The sequence below is a fragment of the Streptomyces sp. NPDC058198 genome (assembly GCF_042882605.1).
GTDB lineage: Bacteria > Actinomycetota > Actinomycetes > Streptomycetales > Streptomycetaceae > Streptomyces.
Map to the genome: position 1 here is coordinate 749,975 of NZ_JBHVVP010000003.1, position 23,705 is coordinate 773,679.

Sequence of the window (23,705 nt, forward strand, 5' to 3'; positions counted from 1 at the left end):
GTAAATGCCTGTCGAGTCGTGAGCAAACTCACACGGAGATCGTCTATGGATCGCCGCGCGGGTGGGGAATCGGATGTTTAGCCTGACGCTTTACAGGGATGGCATATCCGACAACCGGCGCCCCGGCGCCCCTCATCCGACAGGGTCTGACACCACAGATGAAGACGACGATGATGTTCCGCAACACCGCCAACCCCCGGCGCACCACGCTGGCGCATCTGAAGGACGCCGAGAACCTGGTCCCCACGGAGCAGCCGGAACATGCCGTCGTCCTGCCGAACCGGACCGCCAATCCCCGCCGTACGACCCTGATGGACGCACCGGTCGCGCAGTAGGTTCCGGCCCGGCCCGGATTTTCTTGATCCACATCGTCCGCCCGCACTGTAATACGCGAGGCGGTCCCTTCACGCCGCGTTAGCCTGGAGCGTCAGTCTCCAGACCACACAGCAAGTGAGGGGCGACAGCATCCCGTGCGCATCGCCAGATTCTCCATCGACGGCAATGTCGCCTTCGGCGCGGTCGAGGGCGAAGGCAGCGGCGACCCCGCCGGCCTCGTCCTCGACATCATCAAGGGCATTCCGTACGCCGACTTCGAGCTCTCCGGCACCAAGGTCCCGCTGAGCAAGGTCCGGCTGCTCCCGCCGGTGCTCCCCAACAAGGTCGTGGCCATCGGCCGCAACTACGCGGAGCACGCGGCGGAGATGGGCAACGAGATCCCCGAGGTGCCGGTCGCCTTCTTCAAGCCCACCACCTCGGTGATCGGCTCCGGAGACGCGATCGAGTACCCCTCCTTCTCGAACGAGGTCCACTACGAGGCGGAACTGGCCGTCGTCATCGGCCGGATGTGCCGCGAGGTCCCTCGGGAGCGCGTCAAGGACGTCATCTTCGGCTACACCTGCGCCAATGACGTCACCGCGCGCGACGCCCAGCAGCGCGAGAAGCAGTGGGCCCGCGCCAAGGGCTTCGACACCTCGTGCCCCCTCGGCCCCTGGGTGGAGACCGACCTCGACCCCGCCGACCTCACCATCCAGTGCACGGTCAACGGCGAACAGCGCCAACTCGGCCGTACGAGCGAGATGGTCCGCTCCGTCGAGGACCTCATCGTGCACATCACCGAGGCCATGACCCTGCTCCCGGGCGACGTCATCCTCACGGGCACCCCCGCCGGGGTCGGCCCCCTCAGCGTCGGCGACGAGGTCGCCGTCACCATCGAAGGCATCGGCACTCTCACCAACAGGGTGATCAAGCGTGGCTAGCGCACACAGCGGTACAGGCAAGCACGTACGCGTACGGTTCTGCCCCTCCCCGACCGGCAACCCCCATGTGGGTCTGGTCCGCACCGCCCTGTTCAACTGGGCGTTCGCCCGTCACCACGGCGGCACCATGGTCTTCCGTATCGAGGACACCGACGCGGCGCGCGACTCCGAGGAGTCGTACGGACAGCTGCTCGACGCGATGCGCTGGCTGGGGTTCGACTGGGACGAGGGCCCCGAGATCGGCGGCCCGCACGCGCCGTACCGCCAGTCGCAGCGGATGGACATCTACCGCGACACCGCCGAGAAGCTGCTCGCCGCCGGTCACGCGTACCACTGCTACTGCACCACCGAGGAGCTGGACGCCCGCCGCGAGGCCGCCCGCGCCGCGGGCCGGCCCTCCGGCTACGACGGCCACTGCCGCGACCTGACCACGGAGCAGAAGGCGGCGTACGAGGCCGAGGGCCGCACCTTCATCGTCCGCTTCCGGATGCCCGACGAGCCGATCACCTTCACCGACCTGGTCCGCGGCGAACTGACCTTCACCCCGGAGAACGTCCCGGACTACGGCATCGTCCGCGCCAACGGTGCCCCGCTCTACACGCTCGTCAACCCGGTCGACGACGCGCTGATGGAGATCACGCACGTCCTGCGCGGCGAGGACCTGCTCTCCTCCACCCCGCGTCAGGTCGCGCTCTACAAGGCGCTGATCGAGCTGGGCATCGCCAAGGACATCCCGGCGTTCGGGCATCTCCCGTACGTCATGGGCGAGGGCAACAAGAAGCTCTCGAAGCGTGACCCGCAGGCATCCCTCAACCTCTACCGTGAGCGCGGGTTCCTGCCCGAGGGGCTGCTCAACTACCTCTCGCTGCTCGGCTGGTCCCTCTCCGCGGACCGCGATCTCTTCTCGATGGAGGAGATGGTCGCCGCGTTCGACATCGCGGACGTCAACGCCAATCCGGCGCGCTTCGACCTGAAGAAGGCCGAGGCGATCAACGCGGACCACATCCGGCAGCTGGACGAGAAGGCGTTCATCGACGCCTGCGGCCCCTGGCTGAAGGCCCCGCACGCGCCGTGGCCGCCGGAGTCCTTCGACGCGGCCGCCTTCGCGACGCTGGCCCCGCTGGCCCAGACCCGGCTCACCGTCCTCTCGGACATCACGGCCAACGTCGACTTCCTCTTCCTCGACGAGCCGGCGCAGGACGAGGCGTCCTGGGCCAAGGCCATGAAGCCGGGCGCGGACGCGCTGCTGGCCACCGCCCGTACGAAGATCGCCGAGGCGGAGTGGAACACCGAGGCGCTCAAGAACGCGGTCCTCGCGGCCGGTGAGGAGCACGGCCTCAAGCTGGGCAAGGCCCAGGCCCCGGTGCGCGTCGCCGTCACGGGCCGCACGGTGGGTCTGCCGCTCTTCGAGTCCCTGGAGATCCTGGGCCGCGAGCGCACGCTGTCCCGTATCGACGCGGCCCTGGCGAAGCTGACGGCCTGAGGCAGGCTCAGGGAGGGCGGGCCGCGCCGGGAAGGCCCGCCCTCCCGGCCCGTCCGCGCCTCGCCCCGACCGCGCTGATACTCGTTTTGGAGCGCTGTCCACCTTCGGGTAATGTTCTTCCTGCGCCGCCCGAGAGGGCCGAAAGGTCCGGCAAGGTAGCGCAAACCAAACAAACCCCCACATGTGGGGGTTGAGTTTTGGTGGGCTATGGTGTAATTGGCAGCACGACGGTTTCTGGTTCCGTTAGTCTAGGTTCGAGTCCTGGTAGCCCAGCGCAGACGCTTTTCTGCAATGCCCCCGTTGTGTAGCGGCCTAGCACGCTGCCCTCTCACGGCAGTAGCGCCGGTTCGAATCCGGTCGGGGGTACAGATCCTTCTCTCCGATGCTTTCGGGTCGCACCCGGACGCGTCGATGCAGGATCGCTAGGGCCCCCGTTGTGTAGCGGCCTAGCACGCTGCCCTCTCACGGCAGTAGCGCCGGTTCGAATCCGGTCGGGGGTACGTGCAGTAATCACCATGGGCTATGGTGTAATTGGCAACACGACGGTTTCTGGTTCCGTTGTTCTAGGTTCGAGTCCTGGTAGCCCAGCTGGACTTTGGTCCATGCCCCCGTTGTGTAGCGGCCTAGCACGCTGCCCTCTCACGGCAGTAGCGCCGGTTCGAATCCGGTCGGGGGTACAGAACGAGAAGGCCCTCCGCAGTGCGGAGGGCCTTCTCGCGTTTCGTCGTCAACCGCCGTTGCCGGAGCGCCTGTTGGGTCCGGCCCGGCCGCTGCGGCGTCGAAGCGGCCGGGCCGGGACGGACGGAAGGGGCCGGCCGGGCGGGGTTGACCGTACGTGAACGAACGGGTGGGGTGGGTGACAGCGCTCAGCCGGTACGGCGCAGGGCCTCGCTCAGCCGTCCCGCCGCGTCGATCACGGCCTGCGCGTGCATACGGCCGGGATGCCGGGTGAGCCGCTCGATCGGCCCGGATACGGAGACCGCGGCGACCACGCGGTTCGAGGGACCGCGCACCGGCGCGGAGACCGACGCCACGCCCGGCTCGCGCTCGCCGATCGACTGGGCCCAGCCCCTGCGCCGTACGCCCGAGAGCGCCGTCGCCGTGAACCGTGCCCCCTGCAGACCGCGGTGCAGCCGCTCCGGCTCCTCCCAGGCCATCAGGATCTGGGCCGAGGAGCCGGCCTTCATGGTGAGGGTGGAACCGACCGGGACCGTGTCCCGCAGACCCGAGAGCCGCTCCGCCGCCGCCACGCATATCCGCATGTCGCCCTGGCGGCGGTAGAGCTGGGCGCTCTCACCGGTCATGTCCCGCAGGTGGGTGAGTACGGGTCCGGCCGTGGCCAGCAGGCGGTCCTCGCCGGCCGCGGCGGCCAGTTCGGCCAGCCGCGGGCCGAGAATGAACCGGCCCTGCATGTCCCTCGCCACCATCCGGTGGTGTTCCAGAGCCACGGCCAGCCGGTGTGCCGTGGGTCGTGCGAGCCCGGTCGCCGCGACCAGCCCGGCGAGGGTGGCCGGACCGGACTCCAGGGCGCTCAGTACGAGAGCAGCCTTGTCGAGAACGCCGACGCCGCTAGAGTTGTCCATGAAACGATACTCGCGTCTCACTCTGTGAAACGCAAGTTCAATTTCCCAGGGAACTTGCCACCCTGTATGTACGGGCCCGCGGACCATCGGGTCCTCAGCCGATGTCCGGCAGGTGGGGGACGGACGTGGGCCCCCATATCTCTAGGAGCGCCGGCCGCACGAGGCCGGCCGGAGGGAACGCGATGGGTAGGACACTCGCGGAGAAGGTCTGGGACGATCATGTCGTCCGGCGCGCAGAGGGCGAGCCCGACCTCCTCTTCATCGATCTGCACCTGCTGCACGAGGTGACCAGCCCCCAGGCCTTCGACGGCCTCCGTATGAGCGGACGGCAGGTCCGGCGGCTCGACCTCACCATCGCGACCGAGGACCACAACACCCCGACCCTCGACATCGACAAGCCCATCGCCGACCCGGTCTCCCGTGTCCAGTTGGAGACGCTCCGTAAGAACTGCGCCGACTTCGGCGTCCGGCTGCACCCGCTGGGCGATGTCGAGCAGGGCGTCGTCCATGTCGTGGGCCCGCAGCTGGGGCTGACCCAGCCCGGCACCACCGTGGTCTGCGGCGACAGCCACACCTCCACCCACGGCGCCTTCGGCGCGCTGGCGTTCGGCATCGGCACCAGCCAGGTCGAGCATGTCCTGGCCACCCAGACCCTGCCGCTGGCCCGCCCCAGGACCATGGCCATCACGGTCGAGGGCGAACTGCCCGACAGCGTCACCGCCAAGGACCTGATCCTGGCCATCATCGCCAGGATCGGTACCGGCGGCGGCCAGGGCTACATCCTCGAATACCGGGGCTCGGCCATCGAGAAGCTCTCGATGGAGGCCCGGATGACCATCTGCAACATGTCGATCGAGGCCGGCGCCAGGGCGGGCATGATCGCTCCGGACGAGACCACCTTCGCCTATCTGAAGGGCCGCGACCACGCCCCCGAGGGCGCGGACTGGGACGCGGCGCTCACGTACTGGCGGACGCTGCGCACCGACGACGACGCGGTCTTCGACGCCGAGGTCTTCATCGAGGCCGCCGAACTGGCCCCGTTCGTCACCTGGGGCACCAACCCCGGCCAGGGCGCCCCGCTCTCCGCGCACGTCCCCGACCCGGCTTCGTACGAGGACGCCTCGGAGCGCCACGCCGCCGAAAAGGCCCTGGAATACATGGGGTTGACCGCCGGGCAGGCGCTGCGTGACATCAAGGTCGACACCGTCTTCGTAGGCTCCTGCACCAACGGCCGTATCGAGGACCTGCGCTCGGCGGCCTCGATCCTGGACGGCCGCAAAGTCGCCGACGGACTGCGGATGCTGGTGGTCCCCGGCTCGGTACGGGTCGCACTCCAGGCCGTGGCAGAGGGCCTGGACAAGGTCTTCACCGCCGCCGGAGCCGAATGGCGGCACGCGGGCTGTTCGATGTGCCTGGGCATGAACCCCGACCAACTCGCGCCCGGCGAGCGCTCCGCCTCCACCTCCAACCGCAACTTCGAGGGCAGGCAGGGCAAGGGCGGCCGCACGCATCTGGTCTCTCCCCAGGTCGCCGCCGCCACCGCCGTGCTGGGCCATCTGGCCTCGCCCGCCGATCTGTCCGACGCCGACGCCCGTACGCCCGCTGGAGCGCGATAACCATGGAAGCCTTCACCACGCACACCGGCCGGGCCGTACCGCTGCGCCGCAGCAACGTCGACACCGACCAGATCATCCCGGCGCACTGGCTCAAGAAGGTCACCCGCGACGGCTTCGAGGACGGGCTCTTCGAGGCCTGGCGCAAGGATTCCGCGTTCGTCCTCAACCAGCCCGAGTACGCGGGGGCCACGGTGCTGGTCGCCGGCCCCGACTTCGGTACGGGATCGTCCCGCGAACACGCCGTCTGGGCGCTGCAGAACTACGGTTTCAAGGCCGTCATCTCCTCCCGGTTCGCCGACATCTTCCGCGGCAACTCGCTCAAGAACGGTCTGCTGACCGTGGTTCTGGAGCAGCCGGTCGTGGACGCCCTGTGGGAGATCGTGGAGAGCGACCCCACGGCCGAGATCGCCGTGGACCTGGAGCAGCGCCAGGTCCGGGCGGCCGCCGCCGACGGGGCGGAGCTGACGGCCGATTTCGAGCTGGACGAGAACGCCCGCTGGCGGTTGCTGAACGGCCTTGACGACATCAGCCTCACCCTTCAGAACGAAGCGGACATCGCCACCTACGAGGCGGCCAGGCCCTCCTTCAAACCGCGCACGATTACCGCCTGATCAGCGCTTTTCCCCTACTGCACCCCCTGCCGTCCGGCAGGGGGTGCAGTTGCTTGTTGAGACCCCGTCGGGCGACAACTCGCCCCAGATGGCACAATCGGTGCATGGAACGCGACAATCAACTCAAGCTCTACGGGTTGGTCGCCGAACAACTGAAAGAAGCGCACACACGGGTGCGTGGACTGCAAGTCCCGGAGGGCGTACGGATGGCGCTCTCCCGGAAGCTGCTGGCCATCACGGCCGCGGCGAAACACGATCTCCCGGGCGCGGCAAGGCGTCTGGACCGCTTGATGAAGGACCTCGACGAGGGACGTTTTCCCGAAGATGACTGACCTCCGCGGAACTCCGCCAGGTCGACTTCGTTGCGGCACTAGGGTGATTAGCCCGTTTCGTGTTTGATTTGCGGTATATATCTGCCTAACGTGCGAAAAAGCTTGAACACTTTCGTTCTGGCAATGTCTCCGAAGGGGAAGACGTGAACAAGGCGCAGCTCGTAGAAGCGATTGCGGACAAGGTCGGCGGCCGCCAGCAGGCCGCGGACGCGGTCGATGCGGTACTCGACGCGCTCGTCCGCGCGGTGGTCGCGGGCGACCGGGTCTCGGTCACCGGCTTCGGTTCGTTCGAGAAGGTCGACCGTCCGGCCCGTTACGCCCGCAACCCGCAGACGGGTGAGCGCGTGCGGGTCAAGAAGACCTCGGTGCCGCGCTTCCGCGCGGGTCAGGGCTTCAAGGACCTGGTCAGCGGCTCGAAGAAGCTCCCCAAGAACGATGTGGCCGTCAAGAAGGCCCCCAAGGGCAGCCTCTCGGGCGGAGCTTCCACGCGTACGACCGCCAAGGCCGCGGCCAAGAAGGCCACCGCCAAGAAGGCCACGTCGGCGCGGAAGACCGCGGTCAAGAAGACCGCGGCTGTGAAGACCGTGGCGAAGAAGACCAGCGCCACGGCGAAGAAGACCACGGCGAAGAAGACCACGCCGGCGAAGAAGACCGCCAAGAAGGCCACGGCCACGGCCAAGAAGACCGCCGCCAAGAAGACCGCGCCGGCCAAGAAGGCCACCGCCAAGAAGGCGCCCGCGAAGAAGGCCACCGCGCGCTCCACCACCGCGAAGAAGACCACCACGAGGAACTAGTTGCCCCTCCCGGAAACGTTTGCCCCGTCGCGCAAACATTCCCGGTCGCGGCACCAGTAAGAGGTACAGGGCCACACGCGCCGGGCCGGGCTCCCCTCGGGGAGCCCGGCCCGCGGCGTTGTACGGGACGCCGTGGCGCGCTCGGCGGGCCCGACGGCGCTCAGAAGGTGTAGAGCGTCACCAGCGTGATCCTGCGGGACGGGCCCTCGCCCTCAGTCTCGACGCGCACCCGCTGACCGGGCCTGAGCAGCCGCAGCCCGCCGGCGTCGAAGGCCGCGGCGTCGAACTCCACCGGGGTGCCGTCGTCCAGCAGCACACTCCCGCTGCGGGTTTCGGATTCGTATGTGTACGCGGTCGCCTGCATGGCGGCAGCGTATCGGTCGTGCCGTCCCCCTCAGTGCCCCGGCTGCGGCGCAGACAGCGGCCCCCGCGCCGCGTACCGCAGGGCCGTGTGCGGGCCCAGACCCAGCGCCACGGCCACCAGCAGATCGTCGCCCGTGTCGACGTCCCGCCGTACGGAATCCACCCCGGCCAGCAGAATTTCCACCGCGCCCGAGGACAAATGCCGGTCCCTGGACGGACCGCCGAAAGCCGGATTCAATTCCGCGCCCGGTGCGGCCGCCAGCAATGTCGTACCGATTCCGGCGGCGTCCGCGAGAAAAGCACGCGGAAATTCCGCCGCGGCATCCAGCACCCGGGCCAGCTCACCGGGGCGCAGCGCGGGCAGATCGGCGTTGACCGTGGCCACCGCGGCCCGCGGCCTGACCGCCCTGACCGCCCGCGCCCCATGCGCCAGCGCGGCGTTGAGACCGCCCGCCGGGGTGTCCGGCACGATGCGCGCCCCCAGCGAGGCCAGTTCCGCCGCCGCCGTCGGGTCGTCCGTGACGACCGACACATCCCGTACGACGGCGCAGGCCAGCGCCGCGGCCACGGTGTCCTGCGCGAAGGCGAGGGCCAGCCGCGGACGCAGCGCGTCCGCCGTCGTCCCGGCGAGCCTGCTCTTGGCCAGCCGCAGCGGTTTGAGCGGGACGACCAGGGACCAGCGAGCGGTCGGGTCGGTGTTCGTGGCGAACTCTCCGTCCATGTGTATCGGCCCTCTATTGTGGCCCGGCGCCGTCACGGCCCACAGCCCCGCTCCAGGGGGCGGGGCGTACGGTGTTCTCGACAGTGCAGGGGCCCGGGGCCACACTTGACCCCCGGCAGCCGGGCAGTGAGCCGGGCGCGAAGAGGAAGGTGTACGAGTGTCCCGCCGCAGAATCGGCTTCTGGTACCGCCTGGCGGCGGTCATCGCAAAACCGCCGCTGGTCATTCTGTTCAAGCGGGACTGGCAGGGTCTGGAGCACGTTCCTGCCGACGGCGGATTCATCACCGCGGTCAACCACAACTCCTATCTGGATCCTCTCTCCTACGCTCACTTCCAGTACAACACCGGACGCGTCCCGCGATTCCTGGCAAAGGCCGGGCTCTTCAAGGGTTCCTTTGTCGGCATGATGCTCCGCGGCACCGGACAGATTCCCGTCTACCGCGAGACCACCAACGCGCTGGACGCGTTCCGGGCCGCCGTCGACGCCGTCGAGCGCGGCGAATGCGTCGCCTTCTACCCGGAAGGCACCCTCACCCGCGACCCCGACATGTGGCCGATGGCCGGCAAGACCGGCGCGGCGCGCGTCGCGCTGCTCACCAAGGCCCCGGTCATTCCCGTCGCGCAGTGGGGCGCCAATCTGGCGATGCCGCCGTACGCGACGGACCACCGCTTCCAGTTCTTTCCCCGCAAGACGCTGCGGGTGCTGGCCGGACCGCCGGTCGATCTCTCCCGGTTCGAGGGCCAGGAGCCCACCCCTGAATTGCTGCGCGAGGCGACCGAGGTGATCATGGCCGCTATCACGGAGCTGCTCTCCGAAGTACGCGGAGAGCCGGTGCCCACGGCCCCGTACGACCATCGTGATGCCAGGGCGGAACAGCGGCGCAAGGCCGCGGAAGAGGGGTCCAAGTGACGCGGGTAGCCGTATTCGGAGCGGGTTCGTGGGGAACGGCGTTCGCCATGATTCTCGCCGACGCGGGCTGCGAGGTGACGATCTGGGGACGTCGCCGGGACGTCGCCGAGACCATCAACACCACCCGTACCAACCCCGACTATCTGCCGGGCTTCGAACTGCCCGCCGGCGTACGGGCCACGACCGACCCGGCGGAGGCCGCCCGCGGTGCGGAGTTCACCGTACTCACCGTGCCCTCGCAGACCCTGCGCGGCAATCTCGCCGAGTGGGCGCCCCTGCTGCCCGCCGACACCGTGCTCGTCTCGCTGATGAAGGGCGTCGAACTCGGCACCGCCAAGCTGATGAGCGAGGTGATCGAAGAGGTCGCCAAGGCACCGGCCGACCGGGTCGCCGTGATCACCGGGCCCAATCTCGCCAAGGAGATCGCCGGCCGTATGCCGGCCGCGGCCGTGGTCGCCTGCCGGGACGAGGCGGTCGCCCAGCGGCTCCAGTCCGCCTGCCACACCCCGTACTTCCGCCCGTACACCAACACCGATGTCGTCGGCTGTGAACTCGGGGGAGCGGTCAAGAACGTGATCGGTCTCGCCGTCGGGATCGCCGACGGCATGGGCCTCGGCGACAACACCAAAGCCTCCCTGATGACCCGCGGCCTCGCCGAGACCACCCGGCTCGGACTGGCCATGGGCGCCGACCCGCACACCTTCTCCGGCCTCGCCGGCATGGGCGACCTGATCGCCACCTGCTCCTCGCCGCTCTCCCGCAACCACACCTTCGGCACCAACCTCGGCCGCGGGATGACGCTCCAGGAGACCATCGCGGTCACCAAGCAGACCGCGGAGGGCGTCAAGTCCTGCGAGTCCGTTCTCGATCTGTCCCGGCGCCACGCCGTCGACATGCCGATCACGGAAACGGTCGTGGACATCGTTCACAACGGTAAGCCGCCGCTCGTCGCGCTGAAGGAGCTGATGTCCCGCAGCGCCAAGCCCGAGCGCCGCTGACTCGGGCGCTACCACCAGGTACTCTCATCGCGATATGAGCAGCGAGAACCCCTCCCAGAGCCCTGAGCAGCAGCTCCGCAAGCCGCGCGTGGCCGTCGTCTTCGGCGGCCGTAGCTCCGAGCACTCCATTTCGGTGGTCACGGCCGGCGCTGTCCTGCGGTCCATCGACCGTACGAAGTACGACGTCCTGCCCATCGGCATCACCACGGACGGCCGCTGGGCGCTGACCGCGGACGACCCGGAGCGGATGGCCATCGCCGACCGCACCCTGCCGAGCGTCGAGCAGATCGCCGAGTCCACCGACGGCGGCGTCGTCCTCTCCGTCGACCCGGGCAACCGCGAGGTCGTCTACAGCGAGCCCGGCTCCGTGCCCAAGGCGCTGGGCGAGGTCGATGTCGTCTTCCCCGTGCTGCACGGTCCCTACGGTGAGGACGGCACCCTGCAGGGCCTGCTGGAACTCTCCGGTGTCCCGTACGTCGGCGCCGGGGTCCTCGCCTCGGCCGTCGGCCAGGACAAGGAGTACATGAAGCGGGTGTTCATCTCGTTCGGGCTGCCCGTCGGCCCGTACGTGGTGATCCGGCCCCGCGAATGGGAGCAGGGCCCCGAGGGCGCCAAGGGCGCGGCCGCCCGCAAGAAGATCGTGGACTTCGCCGCCGAGCACGGCTGGCCGCTCTTCGTGAAGCCCGCCCGTGGCGGTTCCTCCATGGGTATCACCAAGGTCGACGATCTCTCGGGAATCGACGAGGCTATCGCCGAGGCGCGGCGCCACGACCCCAAGATCCTGGTGGAGTCGCTGCTGCGCGGCCGCGAGATCGAATGCGGTGTGCTGGAGTTCGAGGACGGGCCGCGGGCCAGCGTGCCCGCCGAGATCCCGCCCGTCACGGCCCACGACTTCTACGACTTCGAGGCCAAGTACATCGACTCGGCCACCGGTCTGGTGCCCGCGCCGCTCACCGAGGAGCAGACCGCCGAGGTACGCCGGCTCGCCGTCGAGGCGTTCGAGGCCGCGTCCTGCGAGGGCCTGGTCCGCGCGGACTTCTTCCTCACCGAGGACGGCGAGTTCGTCATCAACGAGATCAACACGATGCCGGGCTTCACCCCGATCTCCATGTACCCGCGGATGTGGCAGGAGACCGGCGTCAGCTACCCGGAACTGGTCGACCTGCTGATCCAGGCGGCGCTGCGCCGCCCGACCGGTCTGCGCTGACCCTCGGCCACGGGCCGGCCGCACCGGCCGGCCCGTCCCGCGCTACAGGCTCGACGGAATCGTCTTCTTGACCGGCGCTGCCAGCTGCGCGAGCGGAGTGGAGTCATGGGCGAACCGCGCGCCCATAGTGACTTCCACATAGGTCGCGCGGTACGTGGTGGTGAAGCGGGGACCGGAGTCCCGTTCCTCCAGCATCCAGTTGACGCCGTCGGCTTCCACCGCGTCCGCCTGGGCGTCGCCCATCCTCTCGGGCCGCGGAACGCCGCAGCGCAGTACGATCGCGGCGTCACCCCACCCGGCGGTGAGTTCGGAACGCGGCTCGGGATCTTCCCGGTCGAGATACGCGACGGTCTTCGGCAGTTCCTTGTGCAGCGCGCGGCACAGCGCCGCTTCCCGCTCGGGGGGACGGGGAACCGCGACCGACGCCGACGCGTCCGTCGAGGAACAGCCGGCCGTCGCTGCCAGCAGAATCACGGCGGGCAGGCAGACGAGCGGGCGGCCGGATAGCCTGCGCCGGGAGGGCGGGCGGCGGGACAGGGTCATCGGCCAAGCGTAGACGGGGGCTTGAACCGGCCCGCACGTGGAGGTCCGGAGAGGGGCTGGGGCGGCGGTGCGCGCGGCGCGACGCGGAGGATCGGGGCATGCCGGAGCCATGGTGAGTGACGACAGAGCGACACGGTGCGAGCACCGGTCCGGCGACGCCACCCCCCATGCGCCGGCCGATCTACAAGTGCACGATGGGGCAGGTCAGGGTGCGAGTGATGCCGTCCACCTGCTGGACTTTGGCGACCACCATGCGACCCAGCTCGTCGACCGTGTCCGCCTGTGCGCGCACGATCACGTCGTAAGGACCGGTGACGTCCTCGGCCTGGATCACTCCCGGAATCTTGGCGATGGTCTCGGCGACGGTTGTCGCCTTGCCCACCTCGGTCTGAATAAGGATGTACGCCTGTACCACGGAACCTCCAGGGCGGCCACGAGGATCATGTGGGGAGAAGAGACGCCACGGTATCGCGTCGTCGCGGGCCGCGGGGAGACCCGGGCACCCGGTGGCGCCCGCAGTGGGGCGTACGGAAGACAGAAGTTGACGTATCTCTTGACGGTAGTGACAGCAGTGACGGCCCGCGACCGCAGGCGCGGCCCGGCGATGAGAGGGGAGTCTCGGTGAAGGGAACCGTGGGCGAGTTGGGGGAGTTCGGGCTCATCAGGGAGCTCACTTCCCGGCTCACCACCACCCCGGCGGTCCGGCTCGGGCCGGGCGACGACGCCGCGGTCGTGGCCGCGCCGGACCGCAGGGTCGTGGCGAGTACGGACCTCCTGCTGGAGGGGCGGCACTTCCGCCGTGACTGGTCGACGGCGTACGACGTGGGCCGCAAGGCGGCCGCGCAGAACCTCGCCGACATCGCGGCGATGGGCGCGGTCCCCACCGCGCTGCTGCTCGGCCTGGTCGTCCCGGCCGAACTCCCGGTCACCTGGCCCACCGAGCTGATGGACGGCATCCGCGACGAGTGCCAGGTCGCGGGGGCGGCCGTGGTCGGCGGCGATGTCGTACGCGGCGACACCATCACGATCGCCATCACGGCGCTCGGTGATCTGCGCAACCACGAGCCGGTGACCCGGTCCGGTGCCCAGCCGGGCGATGTCATCGCCTACACCGGCTGGTTGGGCTGGTCGGCCGCCGGGCACGCGGTGCTCTCGCGCGGCTTCCGCTCACCCCGCGCCTTTGTGGAGGCGCACCGCAGGCCGGAACCGCCCTACCACGCGGGCCCCGCGGCGGCCGGGCTCGGCGCCACCGCCATGACCGACGTCAGCGACGGACTCGTGGCCGACCTCGGGCACATCGCGGAGGCCAGCAAGGTCCGTATCGATCTGCGGTCCGGCCTGATCGACATCCCCTCGCAGATGAACGACATCGGTCAGGCGGTCGGCATCGATCCGCTCCAGTGGGTGCTGACCGGGGGAGAGGACCACGCGATCGTCGCCACGTTCCCGGCGGACGTGAAGCTGCCGGCCCGCTGGAAGGTGATCGGCGAGGTCCTCAACCCGTCCGCGCTGCCGCAGGTGACGGTCGACGGGGCGCCCTGGACCAGCAAGGGCGGCTGGGACCACTTCGGGGACATCGAGGACGAGTAGATTCGGGTCCATGCCGACAGCCGTACGGGTGCCTGCCCGCGTCCTGACCGTCGCCGGATCGGACTCCGGTGGCGGGGCGGGCGTCCAGGCCGATCTGAAGACCATGCTGGCGTTCGGTGTGCACGGCATGAGCGTGCTCACCGCCGTCACGGCACAGAACTCCCTGGGCGTGCGGGGAGTCTGGGAACTGCCCGTGGACGCGGTGCGGGCGCAGTACCGCAGTGTCGTCGACGACATCGGCGTCCAGGCGGTGAAGACCGGCATGCTCTCCTCCGCCGAACTGGTCTGCGCCGTCGCGGAGCTGCTCGCCGGGACCGACGCCCCCGTGGTCGTCGACCCGGTCGGTGTCTCGAAGCACGGAGATCCGCTGCTGGCCGCCGCCGCGCTGGACGGCGTACGGACGCGGCTGCTGCCGGCCGCGACCGTCGCCACCCCGAATCTGGACGAGGTGGCCCAGCTCACCGGCGTACGGGTGGAGGACGAGGCGGGTATGCGGCGCGCGGCCGGCGCCGTGCTCGAATTCGGGCCCCGCTGGGCGCTCATCAAGGGCGGGCATCTGCCGGGGGACGCGGTGGATCTGCTGACGGACGGCGCCGAGGAACACTGGCTGCGGGCCCCCCGCCATACCAACCGGCACACGCACGGGACGGGCTGCACCCTCGCGTCGGCCGTCGCCGCCGGTCTGGGAAACGGGCAGGACGTGGTGGCGGCCGTGGTGGCCGCCAAGGAATATGTGACGGGCGCCATCGCCAACGGCTTCCCCCTGGGCGGCGGTATCGGCCCGGTGGACCACGCGTGGCGCTTCCGCTGACCTCTCATGACCGGTCACGGAACGGACGCGGGCACGGACCCGGGACGGACGCGGACACGGCAAAAAGCCGGCCCACCGAGGTGGACCGGCTTTTCAAGGCAACCGCAGGGGCTGCGCTACGACGCAGGCGTCAGCGCGAGACCTTGCCGGCCTTGATGCACGAGGTGCATACGTTGAGCCGCTTCGGCGTCCGACCGACCACGGCACGCACACGCTGGATGTTCGGGTTCCAGCGACGAGACGTACGGCGGTGCGAGTGCGAAATGCTGTTGCCGAAGCCCGGCCCCTTGCCACAGACGTCGCAGTTGGCAGCCACGGGTCACTCCAAAGACTTCAGATGCACGTACAGAGATATCCGGCGTGCCGGAATCAATGACTGATGCGGCGTTGCCGGGGGGAATGGCCCGACTTTCATCGGGCAACCGGAGCAGCATACAACCCCTGCTTCGGTGCAACGAAACTACCATGGCGTTTCCCGTCCCCGTCCCGCGCGGCTGTCCGCCCGCCCCCTCCGGGCCCGGGGGCTACCCTGCGTGCAGCCCGCTTCCGGGCCGCTCAAAGGAGGACCATCAGGTGCCGCAGACCCTCGACGCCGCAGCGGTGCGGAGCTGGTGCTCGCTGGCGCTGGAGGCCCTCGGCCGGGAGCGCGAGGAGATCGACGCGATCAACGTCTATCCGGTCGCGGACGGTGACACCGGCACCAATCTCTATCTGACCGTGGAGTCCGCGGTGCAGGCGGTCGAGGCGGTCTTCGCCGCGCACGAGACCGGTGCCTCCGTGCCCGCCCCCGCCGATGCCGTACGGGCCATGGCGCACGGCGCGCTGATCGGGGCCCGGGGGAACTCGGGGACGATCCTGGCGCAGCTGCTGCGCGGGATGGCCGAGGTGCTCGCGGCGCGGGCGCCCGGCGACGCGGACGCTCTTGCCCCGGCGCTGCGGCGGGCCGCCGAACTGGCCCGCGAGGCCGTCGCGCATCCCGTCGAAGGAACGATCCTCACCGTGGCGGCCGCGGCGGCGGACGCGGCCCTCGCGGCGGAGCGTACGGCGGCCGGCGGAGCAGCCGTCGCACGCGCGGCGTACGCGGGCGCACGCGCCGCACTCGACGCCACCCCGGGCCAGCTGGCCGTGCTCCGGCGCGCGGGCGTCGTCGACGCGGGCGGGCGCGGGCTGCTCGCCGTCCTCGGAGCGCTCGTGCAGTCCCTCACGGGCGAGACGCCGGCTGCCTTCCCGACGGGCCACCGCCGGTACGAGGAACCGGCGGCCGGGTCGCGCGCGACCGCGGGCGGTCCCGCGTTCGAGGTGATCTATCTGCTGGAGGCGGACGACAGCGCGGTGGCACGGCTGCGGGACCGGCTCGACGGTCTCGGCGACTCGCTGGTCGTCGTCGGCGGCGACGGGCTGTGGAACGTACACGTCCACGTCGACGACGCGGGAGCCGCCGTGGAGGCCGGTGTCGAGGCGGGGCGTCCGTACCGCATCCGGATCACCCACTTCGATGCCCCGGCCGCCGCCTCCACCTCCGCCGACGCCTCCCCCGACGAGCGGCCAAGGGAGCAGGTCCAGCGGGCCGTCGTCGCGGTGGTGCCCGGCGAAGGGCTCGCGGGACTGTGCGCCGAGGCCGGCGCGACGACCGTCCTCGCGCGCCCCGGGGAACCGCCCGCCAGCGGCGAGCTGGTCGAGGCGATCCGGCGCGCGCACGCCCGCGAGGTGGTGCTCCTGCCGAACGACGCGACGCTGCGGCACACCGCGGCCGCCGCCGCGGAACAGGCGCGCAGCGAAGGGGTACGGGTCGCCCTCATCCCGACCCGGGCCGCCGTCCAGGGCATCGCCGCGCTCGCCGTGCACCAGCCGGACCGGCGCTTCGACGAGGACGTGGTGGCGATGACCTCCGCCGCCGGGGCCACCCGCTACGCCGAACTGGCCGTCGCCGAGCGGCAGTCCTGGACCATGGCGGGCATCTGCCAGGCCGGTGATGTGCTGGGGCTGATCGACGGGGATGTCGCGGTGATCGGCGCCGACCTCGCCGCCACCGCCGAGGCCGTACTCGCCCGGATGCTGGCGGCCGGCGGCGAACTGGTGACGCTGGTGGTCGGCGAGGATGTGCCGGACACCCTCGCCGAACGCCTGGAGATCTACGTACGGGACGGGCATCTGGCGGTCGACACCATGGTCTACCGGGGCGGCCGGCAGTCCGTGCCGCTGCTCATCGGCGTCGAGTAGACCGCGCCGAGCCCCGTCCGCGGCACGGCTGCGACCTGCGAAGATCCGGGGGTGCGCGACGGGTGTCAGTGGTGTGGTGTGCAATGGATCGCGTGTCCGCGCTGGATGAACCTCTCAAGAAGACGCTCGGTCCCGCCACCGCGAAGGTGATGGCCGAACACCTCGACCTGCACACGGTCGGCGATCTGCTGCACCACTACCCGCGGCGGTACGAGGAGCGCGGCCAGCTGACCAAGCTGGCCGAACTGCCGCTGGACGAGGACGTGACCGTGGTCGCCCAGGTCGCCGACTCCCGGGTGCTGACGTTCAACCACGGCCGGGGCCAGCGCCTGGAGATCACCCTCACCGACGGCAGCGGCCGGCTCCAGCTGGTCTTCTTCGGCAGAGGAATCCACAAGCCGCACAAGGAACTGCCGCCGGGCAGCCGCGGGATGTTCGCCGGCAAGGTCTCCGTCTTCAACCGCAAGCTCCAGCTCGCGCACCCCACGTATGTGCCGCTGGGCACGGACAGCGGCGAGGACGCCGTGGACGCCTTCGCGGGCAAGCTGATCCCCATCTATCCCGCCTGCAAGGGGCTGGAGTCCTGGAAGATCACCAAGGCCGTCGACGCGGTCCTGCCCAGGGCCGCGGAAGCCGTCGACCCGCTGCCGCCCGCACTGCGTGCGGGGCGCGGCTTCGGTTCGCTGCCCGAAGCGCTGCTCAAGGTCCACCGGCCCGAGACCAGGGCGGACATCGAGGACGCCCGGCAGCGCCTCAAGTGGGACGAGGCGTTCGTCCTCCAGGTCGCGCTCGCCCGGCGGCGGCACGCCGACGCCCAGCTTCCCGCCGTGCCACGCCGGCCGGTGGCGGGCGGGCTGCTCGACGCCTTCGACGCCAAGCTGCCGTTCACCCTCACCGACGGCCAGCAGAAGGTCACCGCCGAGATCTTCGCGGACCTCGCCACCGAACACCCCATGCACCGGCTGCTCCAGGGCGAGGTCGGCTCGGGCAAGACGCTCGTCGCGCTGCGGGCCATGCTGGCGGTCGTCGACGCGGGCGGCCAGGCCGCCATGCTGGCGCCCACCGAGGTCCTCGCCCAGCAGCACCACCGCTCGGTCACGGAGATGATGGGGGAGCTGGCCCAGGGCGGGATGCTCGGCGGCGCCGAGCACGCCACCAAGGTCGTCCTGCTCACCGGCTCCATGGGCGCGGCCGCGCGGCGGCGGGCGCTGCTCGATCTGGTCACCGGCGAGGCCGGGATCGTGATCGGCACCCATGCCCTGATCGAGGACAAGGTGCAGTTCCACGACCTCGGCCTGGTCGTCGTGGACGAGCAGCACCGCTTCGGGGTGGAGCAGCGCGACGCCCTGCGCTCCAAGGGCAAGCAGCCCCCGCATCTGCTGGTCATGACGGCCACGCCCATTCCCCGCACGGTCGCGATGACCGTCTTCGGCGACCTGGAGACCTCCGTCCTGGACCAGCTCCCCGCCGGGCGCTCGCCGATCGCCAGCCATGTGGTGCCGGCCCAGGACAAGCCCCACTTCCTCGCCCGCGCCTGGGAGCGGGTGCGCGAGGAGGTCGAGAAGGGCCATCAGGCGTATGTCGTCTGCCCGCGCATCGGGGACGACGAGGACGAGAAGGCGAAGAAGAAGCCGGCCGCGGAGGCGAAGGCCGCGGAGGACGCCGAGAAGCGGCCGCCGCTCGCCGTCGTGGAGGTCGCCGAGCAGCTCACCGGGGGGCCGCTCCAGGGGCTGCGCATCGAGGTCCTGCACGGACGCATGCAGCCCGACGACAAGGACGCCGTGATGCGCCGCTTCGGCGCGGGCGAGGTGGATGTGCTGGTCGCGACCACGGTCATCGAGGTCGGGGTGAACGTGCCCAACGCCACCGCGATGGTGATCATGGACGCGGACCGGTTCGGCGTCTCCCAGCTGCACCAGCTGCGCGGCCGGGTCGGCCGCGGCTCGGCCCCCGGCCTCTGTCTGCTGGTCACCGACGCGCCGGAGGCGAGCCCCGCCAGGGCCAGGCTCGGCGCGGTCGCCGCCACCCTCGACGGCTTCGAGCTGTCCCGTATCGACCTCGAACAGCGCCGCGAGGGCGATGTCCTCGGCCAGGCCCAGTCCGGGGTGCGCTCCTCGCTGCGGATGCTCGCGGTCATCGAGGACGAGGAGGTCATCGCCGCCGCCCGCGAGGAGGCCGTCGCGGTCGTCGGCGAGGATCCCGGGCTCGCGGGCTACCCGGAGCTGCGTACGGCCCTGGACGCGCTGCTGGACACGGAACGCGAGCAGTACCTCGACAAGGGCTGACGCGCCCGAGGCCGCGGGGGCCCGGCCGGGGCGCACGCCATATCGTGGGTGGAGCACCCGACCCCCCCGCCCACGAACCGAGGACCCGACACCCATGACCCGCGTGATCGCCGGCGCGGCCGGCGGACGCCGCCTCGCCGTCCCGCCCGGCAACGGCACCCGCCCCACCTCCGACCGCGCGCGCGAGGGCCTGTTCTCCAGCTGGGAGTCGATCCTCGGCACCCTGGACGGCATCCGGATCGCCGATCTGTACGCCGGCTCGGGCGCCGTCGGCCTGGAAGCGCTCTCCCGGGGCGCCGCGCACGCCCTGCTCGTCGAGGCCGACGCCCGCGCCGCCCGAATCGTCCGCGAGAACGTCAGGACGCTCGGTCTGCCCGGCGCCGAGGTCCGTACCGGCAAGGCGGAGCAGATCGTCACCGGTCAGGCCCCCGACACCCCGTACGACCTGGTGTTTCTCGACCCGCCGTACGCCGTCACCGATGACGATCTTCGGGAGATCCTGCTCACACTCCGCTCGCAGGGCTGGCTCAGCGGCGATGCCGTCGCCACCGTGGAACGCAGCACCAGGGGCGGCGAGTTCGGCTGGCCGGACGGCTTCGAACCACTGCGGTCCCGTCGCTACGGCGAGGGGACGCTTTGGTACGGTCGCGCCGCCTCTACGTGCGAAGACGCACCATGACCGGACCGGAGAGCGAGGGAATTCAGTTGCGCCGCGCCGTCTGTCCGGGGTCCTTCGACCCCATCACCAATGGACATCTCGACATCATCGCCCGCGCCTCCAAGCTGTACGACGTCGTACATGTCGCGGTGATGATCAATCAGTCCAAAAAGGGACTGTTCACGATCGAGGAGCGGATCGCTCTGATCCGCGAGGTCACCGCCGAATTCGGCAATGTCGAGGTCGAGTCCTTCCACGGCCTGCTCGTCGACTTCTGCAAGGAGCGCGACATCCCGGCCATCGTGAAGGGCCTGCGCGCCGTCAGCGACTTCGACTACGAGCTGCAGATGGCCCAGATGAACAACGGGCTCTCGGGCGTCGAGACCCTGTTCGTTCCCACCAACCCCACCTACAGCTTCCTCTCCTCCTCCCTGGTCAAAGAGGTCGCCACCTGGGGCGGAGACGTCTCCCACCTGCTGCCCCCGGCCGTCCACACGGCGCTCGTGGAGCGGCTCGGCGAGCGCTGAGGAACTGACTGCCCGTCATCCGGTGTCGGACGGGTTCGAACTGGCCGTACAGTCGTTGCGTCCGTCTCCAAACCAGCTGAGAGAGTGGCGAGCACACGGTGGACGTGCAGAAGAAGCTCGACGAGATCGTCGACACGGTGGGCAGCGCCCGCTCCATGCCCATGTCGGCGTCCTGCGTGGTGAACCGCGCCGAGCTGCTCGCGATGCTCGAAGAGGTACGGGAAGCGCTCCCGGGCTCGCTGGCGCAGGCCCAGGAGCTGATCGGCGGCCATCAGCAGCTGGCCGAGCAGGCCCGCCAGGAGGCGGAGCGCATCGTCCAGGCGGCGCACGCCCAGCGCTCCACGCTGACCTCCGACACCGCCATCGCCCGCCGGTCCCAGGAGGAGGCGGACCGCATCCTCGCCGAGGCCCGCAGGGACGCCGAGGAGATCCGCGCCGAGGCGGACGACTACGTCGACTCCAAGCTGGCCAACTTCGAGGTCGTCCTCACCAAGACCATCGGCTCCGTCGACCGGGGCCGCGAGAAGCTGCTCGGCCGCGGCCCCGGCCAGGACGAACAGGGATACGGCGCCGCCGAGGACGACGACGCCCCCGAGTACAGCGCCGACCCCGACACCCTGATCCGGCGGGCCGACGACTACGTCGACGCCAAGCTCGGTGCCTTCGAGGCGGTCCTCTCCAAGACGCTCGACGCGGTGGGCCGCGGCCGGCAGAAACTGCACGGCCGCACCACCTCGGACGAGCTGGGGGCGCACATGGCGGCCCAGGACGCGGCGGGCCCGCAGGGGCGCGGCAGCGACGCGGACTATCTGGCGGGCCTCGCCGAGACCCCGCGCGACGCCGCCCAGGCCCCCGTACCGGCGCAGCAGCAGCCCCAGGCGCCTCAGCCCCCGGCCACTGCGGCTCCGGCCCAGGTAACGGCCCAGCAGCCGTACGCCGATCCCGCCTACCCGCAGAACCCGCAGCCTGCCACCGGCTACCCGGAGGCCGGGTACCCGGGTAGCGGCTACCCGGATCCCGCGTACGCCGAGGCCGGCTACGCCGGATACCAGCAGCAGGACGCGTACGGCTATCAGCAGCAGGACCCGTACGCGTACCAGCAGCAGGGCTACGGGCAGGACCAGAACCAGGGCTACCCCGCGACCTACGACTGGCAGCAGCAGCCCGGCGCCCAGCCCCAGCAGCAGGCGCTGCCCCCGGCCCCCGACCCGCAGAGCGCCCTCGACGAGACCAGCCTCTTCGACACCAGCATGATCGACCTCGATCAGCTGCGCCGGTACGAGCAGGGGCGCTGACCGACACAGGCAGGCCGCCGGGGAGGACCGGATTGGGTCTATGGCGGCCGGTCCAGTACCCTGGCTCTTCGGTCGCGTGTATGTCCGCGGCCCCGGCTGCCCGCTTCGCTTCCGCGACGGTGGCGGCCCCCCTCACGATCGGAAAGCGGGAACAGCTCTGAACGCGCGCCTCGACCATCGCAACCCCCTCGTGTTCGACACGCACGAGCTGGGGCGGCGTCCCGGTGCGCTCCGGAAGCTGACCCGCTCGGCGCCCGCCCCCAAGGACTTCGGGATCGCGGACGTCATCGGAACGCCCGAGGGCGCGCCCGTGGAGCTGAAGCTCCGCCTCGAATCGGTCATGGACGGGGTGCTCGTCACGGGCACCGCCCGTGCGTCGGTCGAGGGGGAGTGCGTAAGGTGTCTGGAGCCGCTGAGCCAGGAGCTGTCGGCGGATTTCCAGGAGATGTTCTCGTACCACGACGCCGATGACCGGGGCCGCCCTCGCGCGGAGCCGGCCGACGACGCCGAGGACGAGGACACGCTCTACATCGAGGACGGCCTGTTCGACCTCGAGCCCGTGCTGCGTGATGCGGTGGTGCTCGCACTGCCGATGCAGCCGGTGTGCCGGGAGACCTGTGCCGGCCTGTGTTCCGAATGCGGGATCAGGCTGGACGAGAACCCGGACCACCACCACGACGCCGTCGACATCCGTTGGGCGGCACTGCAGGGACTCGCCGAGACCGTCAAGGACGGCGAGAAGGACAACATGGGCGGCGCCGAAGCGGGCGTCGACGAGAAGCAGGAGAAGTAGCCGTGGCTGTTCCGAAGCGGAAGATGTCGCGCAGCAACACGCGCCACCGCCGGTCGCAGTGGAAGGCTGCGGTCCCCACCCTGGTTGCGTGCGAGCGCTGCCAGGAGCCGAAGCTCCAGCACATCGCGTGCCCGAGCTGCGGCACCTATAACAAGCGCCAGGTCCTCGAGGTCTGAGCGGCTGGTGAGAGGCTCGATGTCTGAACTGTCCCATGCCAAGAAGCAGACAGACAATGTCAGTACAGCCTCGTCCCACACGCTTCTGGAAGGGCGGCTCGGGTATCAGCTCGAGTCCGCCCTTCTGGTGCGTGCGCTGACCCATCGTTCGTACGCGTACGAGAACGGCGGCCTGCCCACCAACGAGCGCCTCGAATTCCTCGGGGATTCCGTGCTCGGCCTGGTGGTCACGGACACGCTGTACCGCACCCACCCCGACCTGCCTGAAGGCCAGCTGGCCAAATTGCGGGCCGCGGTGGTCAACTCGCGTGCGCTTGCGGAAGTGGGCCGCGGCCTCGAACTCGGCTCCTTCATCCGGCTCGGCCGGGGCGAAGAGGGCACGGGCGGCCGGGACAAGGCGTCCATTCTCGCCGACACCCTTGAAGCGGTGATCGGCGCTGTCTATATCGACCAGGGCCTCGACGCGGCGTCCGAGCTGGTGCACCGGCTCTTCGACCCGTTGATCGAGAAGTCCTCCAACCTCGGCGCCGGCCTGGACTGGAAGACCAGTCTCCAGGAACTCACCGCGGCGGAGACGCTCGGAGTACCCGAGTATCTCGTCACGGAGACCGGCCCGGACCACGAGAAAACCTTCACTGCTGCCGCCCGCGTCGGTGGTGTCTCGTACGGCACCGGCACCGGCCGCAGCAAGAAGGAAGCGGAGCAGCAGGCGGCGGAGTCCGCGTGGCGGGCCATCCGGGCCGCCGCGGACGAGCGGGAAGCGGCGGAGAAGTCCGCCGCCGAAACCGAAGCGGTCACCGAAGAGGTCACCGACACCCCTTCGGCCCCGTCGGATCCGGCACCCGCGGACGCGGCCAACGCCTGACCGTCCGTGCTCTCCTTCCTGGTGCGCCCCTCGCGTCGTCGTCCGGCGTGAGGGGCGTCTCCCGTTCC

The 23,705-nt window shown here is 70.3% G+C and carries 26 protein-coding genes and 5 tRNA genes; 25 read left to right on the forward strand and 6 right to left on the reverse strand.

Going from position 1 to position 23,705, the window contains the following annotated elements; translation table 11 throughout:
* Positions 1-98: 98 nt before the first annotated feature.
* From ACFVWW_RS15650 to ACFVWW_RS15685, 8 genes are all read left to right on the forward strand, one after another.
* Positions 99-335 carry a hypothetical protein gene (locus ACFVWW_RS15650; RefSeq protein WP_384192723.1) on the forward strand — a complete coding sequence of 79 codons (237 nt, stop codon included), beginning with the start codon at positions 99-101 and terminating at the stop codon, positions 333-335.
* Positions 336-470: 135 nt separating this feature from the next.
* The gene (locus ACFVWW_RS15655; protein WP_384192692.1) at positions 471-1,256 is read left to right on the forward strand and encodes a fumarylacetoacetate hydrolase family protein; all 786 of its coding nucleotides are present in this window, start codon (positions 471-473) and stop codon (positions 1,254-1,256) included.
* The gene (gene gltX / locus ACFVWW_RS15660) at positions 1,249-2,739 is read left to right on the forward strand and encodes a glutamate--tRNA ligase (protein WP_386878271.1); all 1,491 of its coding nucleotides are present in this window, start codon (positions 1,249-1,251) and stop codon (positions 2,737-2,739) included. The genes ACFVWW_RS15655 and gltX overlap by 8 nt, the downstream gene beginning before the upstream one ends.
* A 201-nt stretch (positions 2,740-2,940) precedes the next feature.
* Positions 2,941-3,012, forward strand: a tRNA-Gln gene (locus tag ACFVWW_RS15665).
* 20 nt (positions 3,013-3,032) lie between these two features.
* Positions 3,033-3,105: transfer RNA gene (locus ACFVWW_RS15670), tRNA-Glu, on the forward strand.
* A gap of 61 nt (positions 3,106-3,166) precedes the next feature.
* Positions 3,167-3,239, forward strand: a tRNA-Glu gene (locus ACFVWW_RS15675).
* 16 nt (positions 3,240-3,255) lie between these two features.
* A tRNA-Gln gene (locus ACFVWW_RS15680) sits at positions 3,256-3,327 on the forward strand.
* A 16-nt stretch (positions 3,328-3,343) separates the two neighbouring features.
* Positions 3,344-3,416, forward strand: a tRNA-Glu gene (locus tag ACFVWW_RS15685).
* A 189-nt stretch (positions 3,417-3,605) separates the two neighbouring features.
* Here ACFVWW_RS15685 and ndgR read toward each other — a convergent pair.
* A complete protein-coding gene (ndgR, locus tag ACFVWW_RS15690) occupies positions 3,606-4,322 on the reverse strand; it encodes an IclR family transcriptional regulator NdgR (RefSeq protein WP_266495357.1) in 717 nt (238 codons plus the stop codon).
* A gap of 182 nt (positions 4,323-4,504) precedes the next feature.
* On the opposite strand from ndgR, the gene leuC reads away from it, so the two are divergent.
* The 4 genes from leuC (at position 4,505) to ACFVWW_RS15710 (ending at position 7,675) form a co-directional block, all read left to right on the forward strand.
* On the forward strand, positions 4,505-5,938 hold the full coding sequence (gene leuC, locus ACFVWW_RS15695) for a 3-isopropylmalate dehydratase large subunit (RefSeq protein WP_386878272.1): 1,434 nt from the start codon (positions 4,505-4,507) through the stop codon (positions 5,936-5,938).
* Between the two features lie 2 nt (positions 5,939-5,940).
* Positions 5,941-6,549: a 3-isopropylmalate dehydratase small subunit gene (leuD, locus tag ACFVWW_RS15700; protein ID WP_384184541.1), complete on the forward strand. Its 609-nt coding sequence runs from the start codon at positions 5,941-5,943 to the stop codon at positions 6,547-6,549.
* A 104-nt stretch (positions 6,550-6,653) separates the two neighbouring features.
* A complete protein-coding gene (locus tag ACFVWW_RS15705) occupies positions 6,654-6,881 on the forward strand; it encodes a hypothetical protein (RefSeq protein WP_384184544.1) in 228 nt (75 codons plus the stop codon).
* A gap of 143 nt (positions 6,882-7,024) precedes the next feature.
* Complete coding sequence (locus ACFVWW_RS15710) at positions 7,025-7,675, forward strand: HU family DNA-binding protein (protein ID WP_384184547.1); 651 nt, start codon at positions 7,025-7,027, stop codon at positions 7,673-7,675.
* Positions 7,676-7,835: 160 nt separating this feature from the next.
* On the opposite strand, the gene ACFVWW_RS15715 is transcribed toward ACFVWW_RS15710, so the two are convergent.
* Together ACFVWW_RS15715 and cofC are read right to left on the reverse strand one after the other, a co-directional pair.
* Positions 7,836-8,039, reverse strand: coding sequence for a hypothetical protein (locus ACFVWW_RS15715; RefSeq protein WP_384184550.1), 204 nt, complete (start codon positions 8,037-8,039; stop codon positions 7,836-7,838).
* 30 nt (positions 8,040-8,069) lie between these two features.
* Positions 8,070-8,759: a 2-phospho-L-lactate guanylyltransferase gene (gene cofC, locus ACFVWW_RS15720; RefSeq protein ID WP_384184552.1), complete on the reverse strand. Its 690-nt coding sequence runs from the start codon at positions 8,757-8,759 to the stop codon at positions 8,070-8,072.
* Positions 8,760-8,916: 157 nt separating this feature from the next.
* Between cofC and ACFVWW_RS15725 the strand changes: the two genes are divergently transcribed.
* Genes ACFVWW_RS15725 through ACFVWW_RS15735 form a run of 3 tightly spaced genes read left to right on the forward strand, consistent with a single transcriptional unit; the run spans position 8,917 to position 11,874 of the window.
* Positions 8,917-9,669: a lysophospholipid acyltransferase family protein gene (locus tag ACFVWW_RS15725; RefSeq protein ID WP_384184554.1), complete on the forward strand. Its 753-nt coding sequence runs from the start codon at positions 8,917-8,919 to the stop codon at positions 9,667-9,669.
* Positions 9,666-10,667: an NAD(P)H-dependent glycerol-3-phosphate dehydrogenase gene (locus tag ACFVWW_RS15730; protein WP_384184557.1), complete on the forward strand. Its 1,002-nt coding sequence runs from the start codon at positions 9,666-9,668 to the stop codon at positions 10,665-10,667. Before ACFVWW_RS15725 ends, ACFVWW_RS15730 begins: the two co-directional genes overlap by 4 nt.
* Before the next feature lie 34 nt (positions 10,668-10,701).
* The gene (locus ACFVWW_RS15735) at positions 10,702-11,874 is read left to right on the forward strand and encodes a D-alanine--D-alanine ligase family protein (protein WP_384184560.1); all 1,173 of its coding nucleotides are present in this window, start codon (positions 10,702-10,704) and stop codon (positions 11,872-11,874) included.
* A gap of 42 nt (positions 11,875-11,916) precedes the next feature.
* Here the strand turns inward: ACFVWW_RS15735 and ACFVWW_RS15740 are convergent, their stop codons facing one another.
* Together ACFVWW_RS15740 and ACFVWW_RS15745 are read right to left on the reverse strand one after the other, a co-directional pair.
* Positions 11,917-12,417: a DUF3515 domain-containing protein gene (locus tag ACFVWW_RS15740; protein ID WP_386878273.1), complete on the reverse strand. Its 501-nt coding sequence runs from the start codon at positions 12,415-12,417 to the stop codon at positions 11,917-11,919.
* A 181-nt stretch (positions 12,418-12,598) separates the two neighbouring features.
* A complete protein-coding gene (locus ACFVWW_RS15745) occupies positions 12,599-12,832 on the reverse strand; it encodes an Lrp/AsnC family transcriptional regulator (protein ID WP_384184566.1) in 234 nt (77 codons plus the stop codon).
* 206 nt (positions 12,833-13,038) lie between these two features.
* Between ACFVWW_RS15745 and ACFVWW_RS15750 the strand changes: the two genes are divergently transcribed.
* Together ACFVWW_RS15750 and thiD are read left to right on the forward strand one after the other, a co-directional pair.
* Positions 13,039-14,007 (forward strand): thiamine-phosphate kinase, encoded by a 969-nt coding sequence (locus tag ACFVWW_RS15750; RefSeq protein WP_384184569.1) that lies wholly within the window; start codon positions 13,039-13,041, stop codon positions 14,005-14,007.
* Between the two features lie 10 nt (positions 14,008-14,017).
* Positions 14,018-14,818, forward strand: coding sequence for a bifunctional hydroxymethylpyrimidine kinase/phosphomethylpyrimidine kinase (thiD, locus tag ACFVWW_RS15755; protein ID WP_384184572.1), 801 nt, complete (start codon positions 14,018-14,020; stop codon positions 14,816-14,818).
* A 130-nt stretch (positions 14,819-14,948) separates the two neighbouring features.
* Here thiD and rpmB read toward each other — a convergent pair whose 3' ends face one another.
* Entirely contained in the window at positions 14,949-15,134 is a 186-nt protein-coding gene (gene rpmB, locus ACFVWW_RS15760; RefSeq protein ID WP_078877327.1) for a 50S ribosomal protein L28, read from the reverse strand.
* Between the two features lie 149 nt (positions 15,135-15,283).
* Between rpmB and ACFVWW_RS15765 the strand changes: the two genes are divergently transcribed.
* The 8 genes from ACFVWW_RS15765 (at position 15,284) to rnc (ending at position 23,637) form a co-directional block, all read left to right on the forward strand.
* Positions 15,284-17,038 carry a DAK2 domain-containing protein gene (locus tag ACFVWW_RS15765; protein ID WP_384184575.1) on the forward strand — a complete coding sequence of 585 codons (1,755 nt, stop codon included), beginning with the start codon at positions 15,284-15,286 and terminating at the stop codon, positions 17,036-17,038.
* An 83-nt stretch (positions 17,039-17,121) separates the two neighbouring features.
* Positions 17,122-19,323, forward strand: coding sequence for an ATP-dependent DNA helicase RecG (gene recG / locus ACFVWW_RS15770; protein ID WP_386878274.1), 2,202 nt, complete (start codon positions 17,122-17,124; stop codon positions 19,321-19,323).
* 94 nt (positions 19,324-19,417) lie between these two features.
* Positions 19,418-20,002: a 16S rRNA (guanine(966)-N(2))-methyltransferase RsmD gene (gene rsmD, locus ACFVWW_RS15775; protein WP_384184580.1), complete on the forward strand. Its 585-nt coding sequence runs from the start codon at positions 19,418-19,420 to the stop codon at positions 20,000-20,002.
* Positions 20,003-20,028: 26 nt separating this feature from the next.
* The gene (coaD, locus tag ACFVWW_RS15780) at positions 20,029-20,508 is read left to right on the forward strand and encodes a pantetheine-phosphate adenylyltransferase (protein ID WP_384184797.1); all 480 of its coding nucleotides are present in this window, start codon (positions 20,029-20,031) and stop codon (positions 20,506-20,508) included.
* A 98-nt stretch (positions 20,509-20,606) separates the two neighbouring features.
* Positions 20,607-21,803: a cell division initiation protein gene (locus ACFVWW_RS15785; RefSeq protein ID WP_386878275.1), complete on the forward strand. Its 1,197-nt coding sequence runs from the start codon at positions 20,607-20,609 to the stop codon at positions 21,801-21,803.
* 157 nt (positions 21,804-21,960) lie between these two features.
* On the forward strand, positions 21,961-22,596 hold the full coding sequence (locus ACFVWW_RS15790; RefSeq protein WP_386878336.1) for a YceD family protein: 636 nt from the start codon (positions 21,961-21,963) through the stop codon (positions 22,594-22,596).
* Positions 22,597-22,598: 2 nt separating this feature from the next.
* On the forward strand, positions 22,599-22,772 hold the full coding sequence (gene rpmF / locus ACFVWW_RS15795) for a 50S ribosomal protein L32 (RefSeq protein WP_030753522.1): 174 nt from the start codon (positions 22,599-22,601) through the stop codon (positions 22,770-22,772).
* A 19-nt stretch (positions 22,773-22,791) separates the two neighbouring features.
* Positions 22,792-23,637, forward strand: coding sequence for a ribonuclease III (gene rnc, locus ACFVWW_RS15800; RefSeq protein ID WP_384335477.1), 846 nt, complete (start codon positions 22,792-22,794; stop codon positions 23,635-23,637).
* Positions 23,638-23,705 lie beyond the last annotated feature (68 nt).

What these genes read in the sequence shown, in the direction of transcription:
- ACFVWW_RS15650 (WP_384192723.1), top strand. Translation starts at nt 99, where the DNA reads ATGGCATATCCGACAACCGGCGCCCCGGCGCCCCTCATCCGACAGGGT.
- ndgR (WP_266495357.1), bottom strand. Translation starts at nt 4,322, where the DNA reads ATGGACAACTCTAGCGGCGTCGGCGTTCTCGACAAGGCTGCTCTCGTA.
- leuC (WP_386878272.1), top strand. Translation starts at nt 4,505, where the DNA reads ATGGGTAGGACACTCGCGGAGAAGGTCTGGGACGATCATGTCGTCCGG.
- leuD (WP_384184541.1), top strand. Translation starts at nt 5,941, where the DNA reads ATGGAAGCCTTCACCACGCACACCGGCCGGGCCGTACCGCTGCGCCGC.
- ACFVWW_RS15705 (WP_384184544.1), top strand. Translation starts at nt 6,654, where the DNA reads ATGGAACGCGACAATCAACTCAAGCTCTACGGGTTGGTCGCCGAACAA.
- ACFVWW_RS15715 (WP_384184550.1), bottom strand. Translation starts at nt 8,039, where the DNA reads ATGCAGGCGACCGCGTACACATACGAATCCGAAACCCGCAGCGGGAGT.
- cofC (WP_384184552.1), bottom strand. Translation starts at nt 8,759, where the DNA reads ATGGACGGAGAGTTCGCCACGAACACCGACCCGACCGCTCGCTGGTCC.
- ACFVWW_RS15735 (WP_384184560.1), top strand. Translation starts at nt 10,702, where the DNA reads ATGAGCAGCGAGAACCCCTCCCAGAGCCCTGAGCAGCAGCTCCGCAAG.
- ACFVWW_RS15740 (WP_386878273.1), bottom strand. Translation starts at nt 12,417, where the DNA reads ATGACCCTGTCCCGCCGCCCGCCCTCCCGGCGCAGGCTATCCGGCCGC.
- thiD (WP_384184572.1), top strand. Translation starts at nt 14,018, where the DNA reads ATGCCGACAGCCGTACGGGTGCCTGCCCGCGTCCTGACCGTCGCCGGA.
- ACFVWW_RS15765 (WP_384184575.1), top strand. Translation starts at nt 15,284, where the DNA reads ATGGCGTTTCCCGTCCCCGTCCCGCGCGGCTGTCCGCCCGCCCCCTCC.
- recG (WP_386878274.1), top strand. Translation starts at nt 17,122, where the DNA reads ATGGATCGCGTGTCCGCGCTGGATGAACCTCTCAAGAAGACGCTCGGT.
- rsmD (WP_384184580.1), top strand. Translation starts at nt 19,418, where the DNA reads ATGACCCGCGTGATCGCCGGCGCGGCCGGCGGACGCCGCCTCGCCGTC.
- rnc (WP_384335477.1), top strand. Translation starts at nt 22,792, where the DNA reads ATGTCTGAACTGTCCCATGCCAAGAAGCAGACAGACAATGTCAGTACA.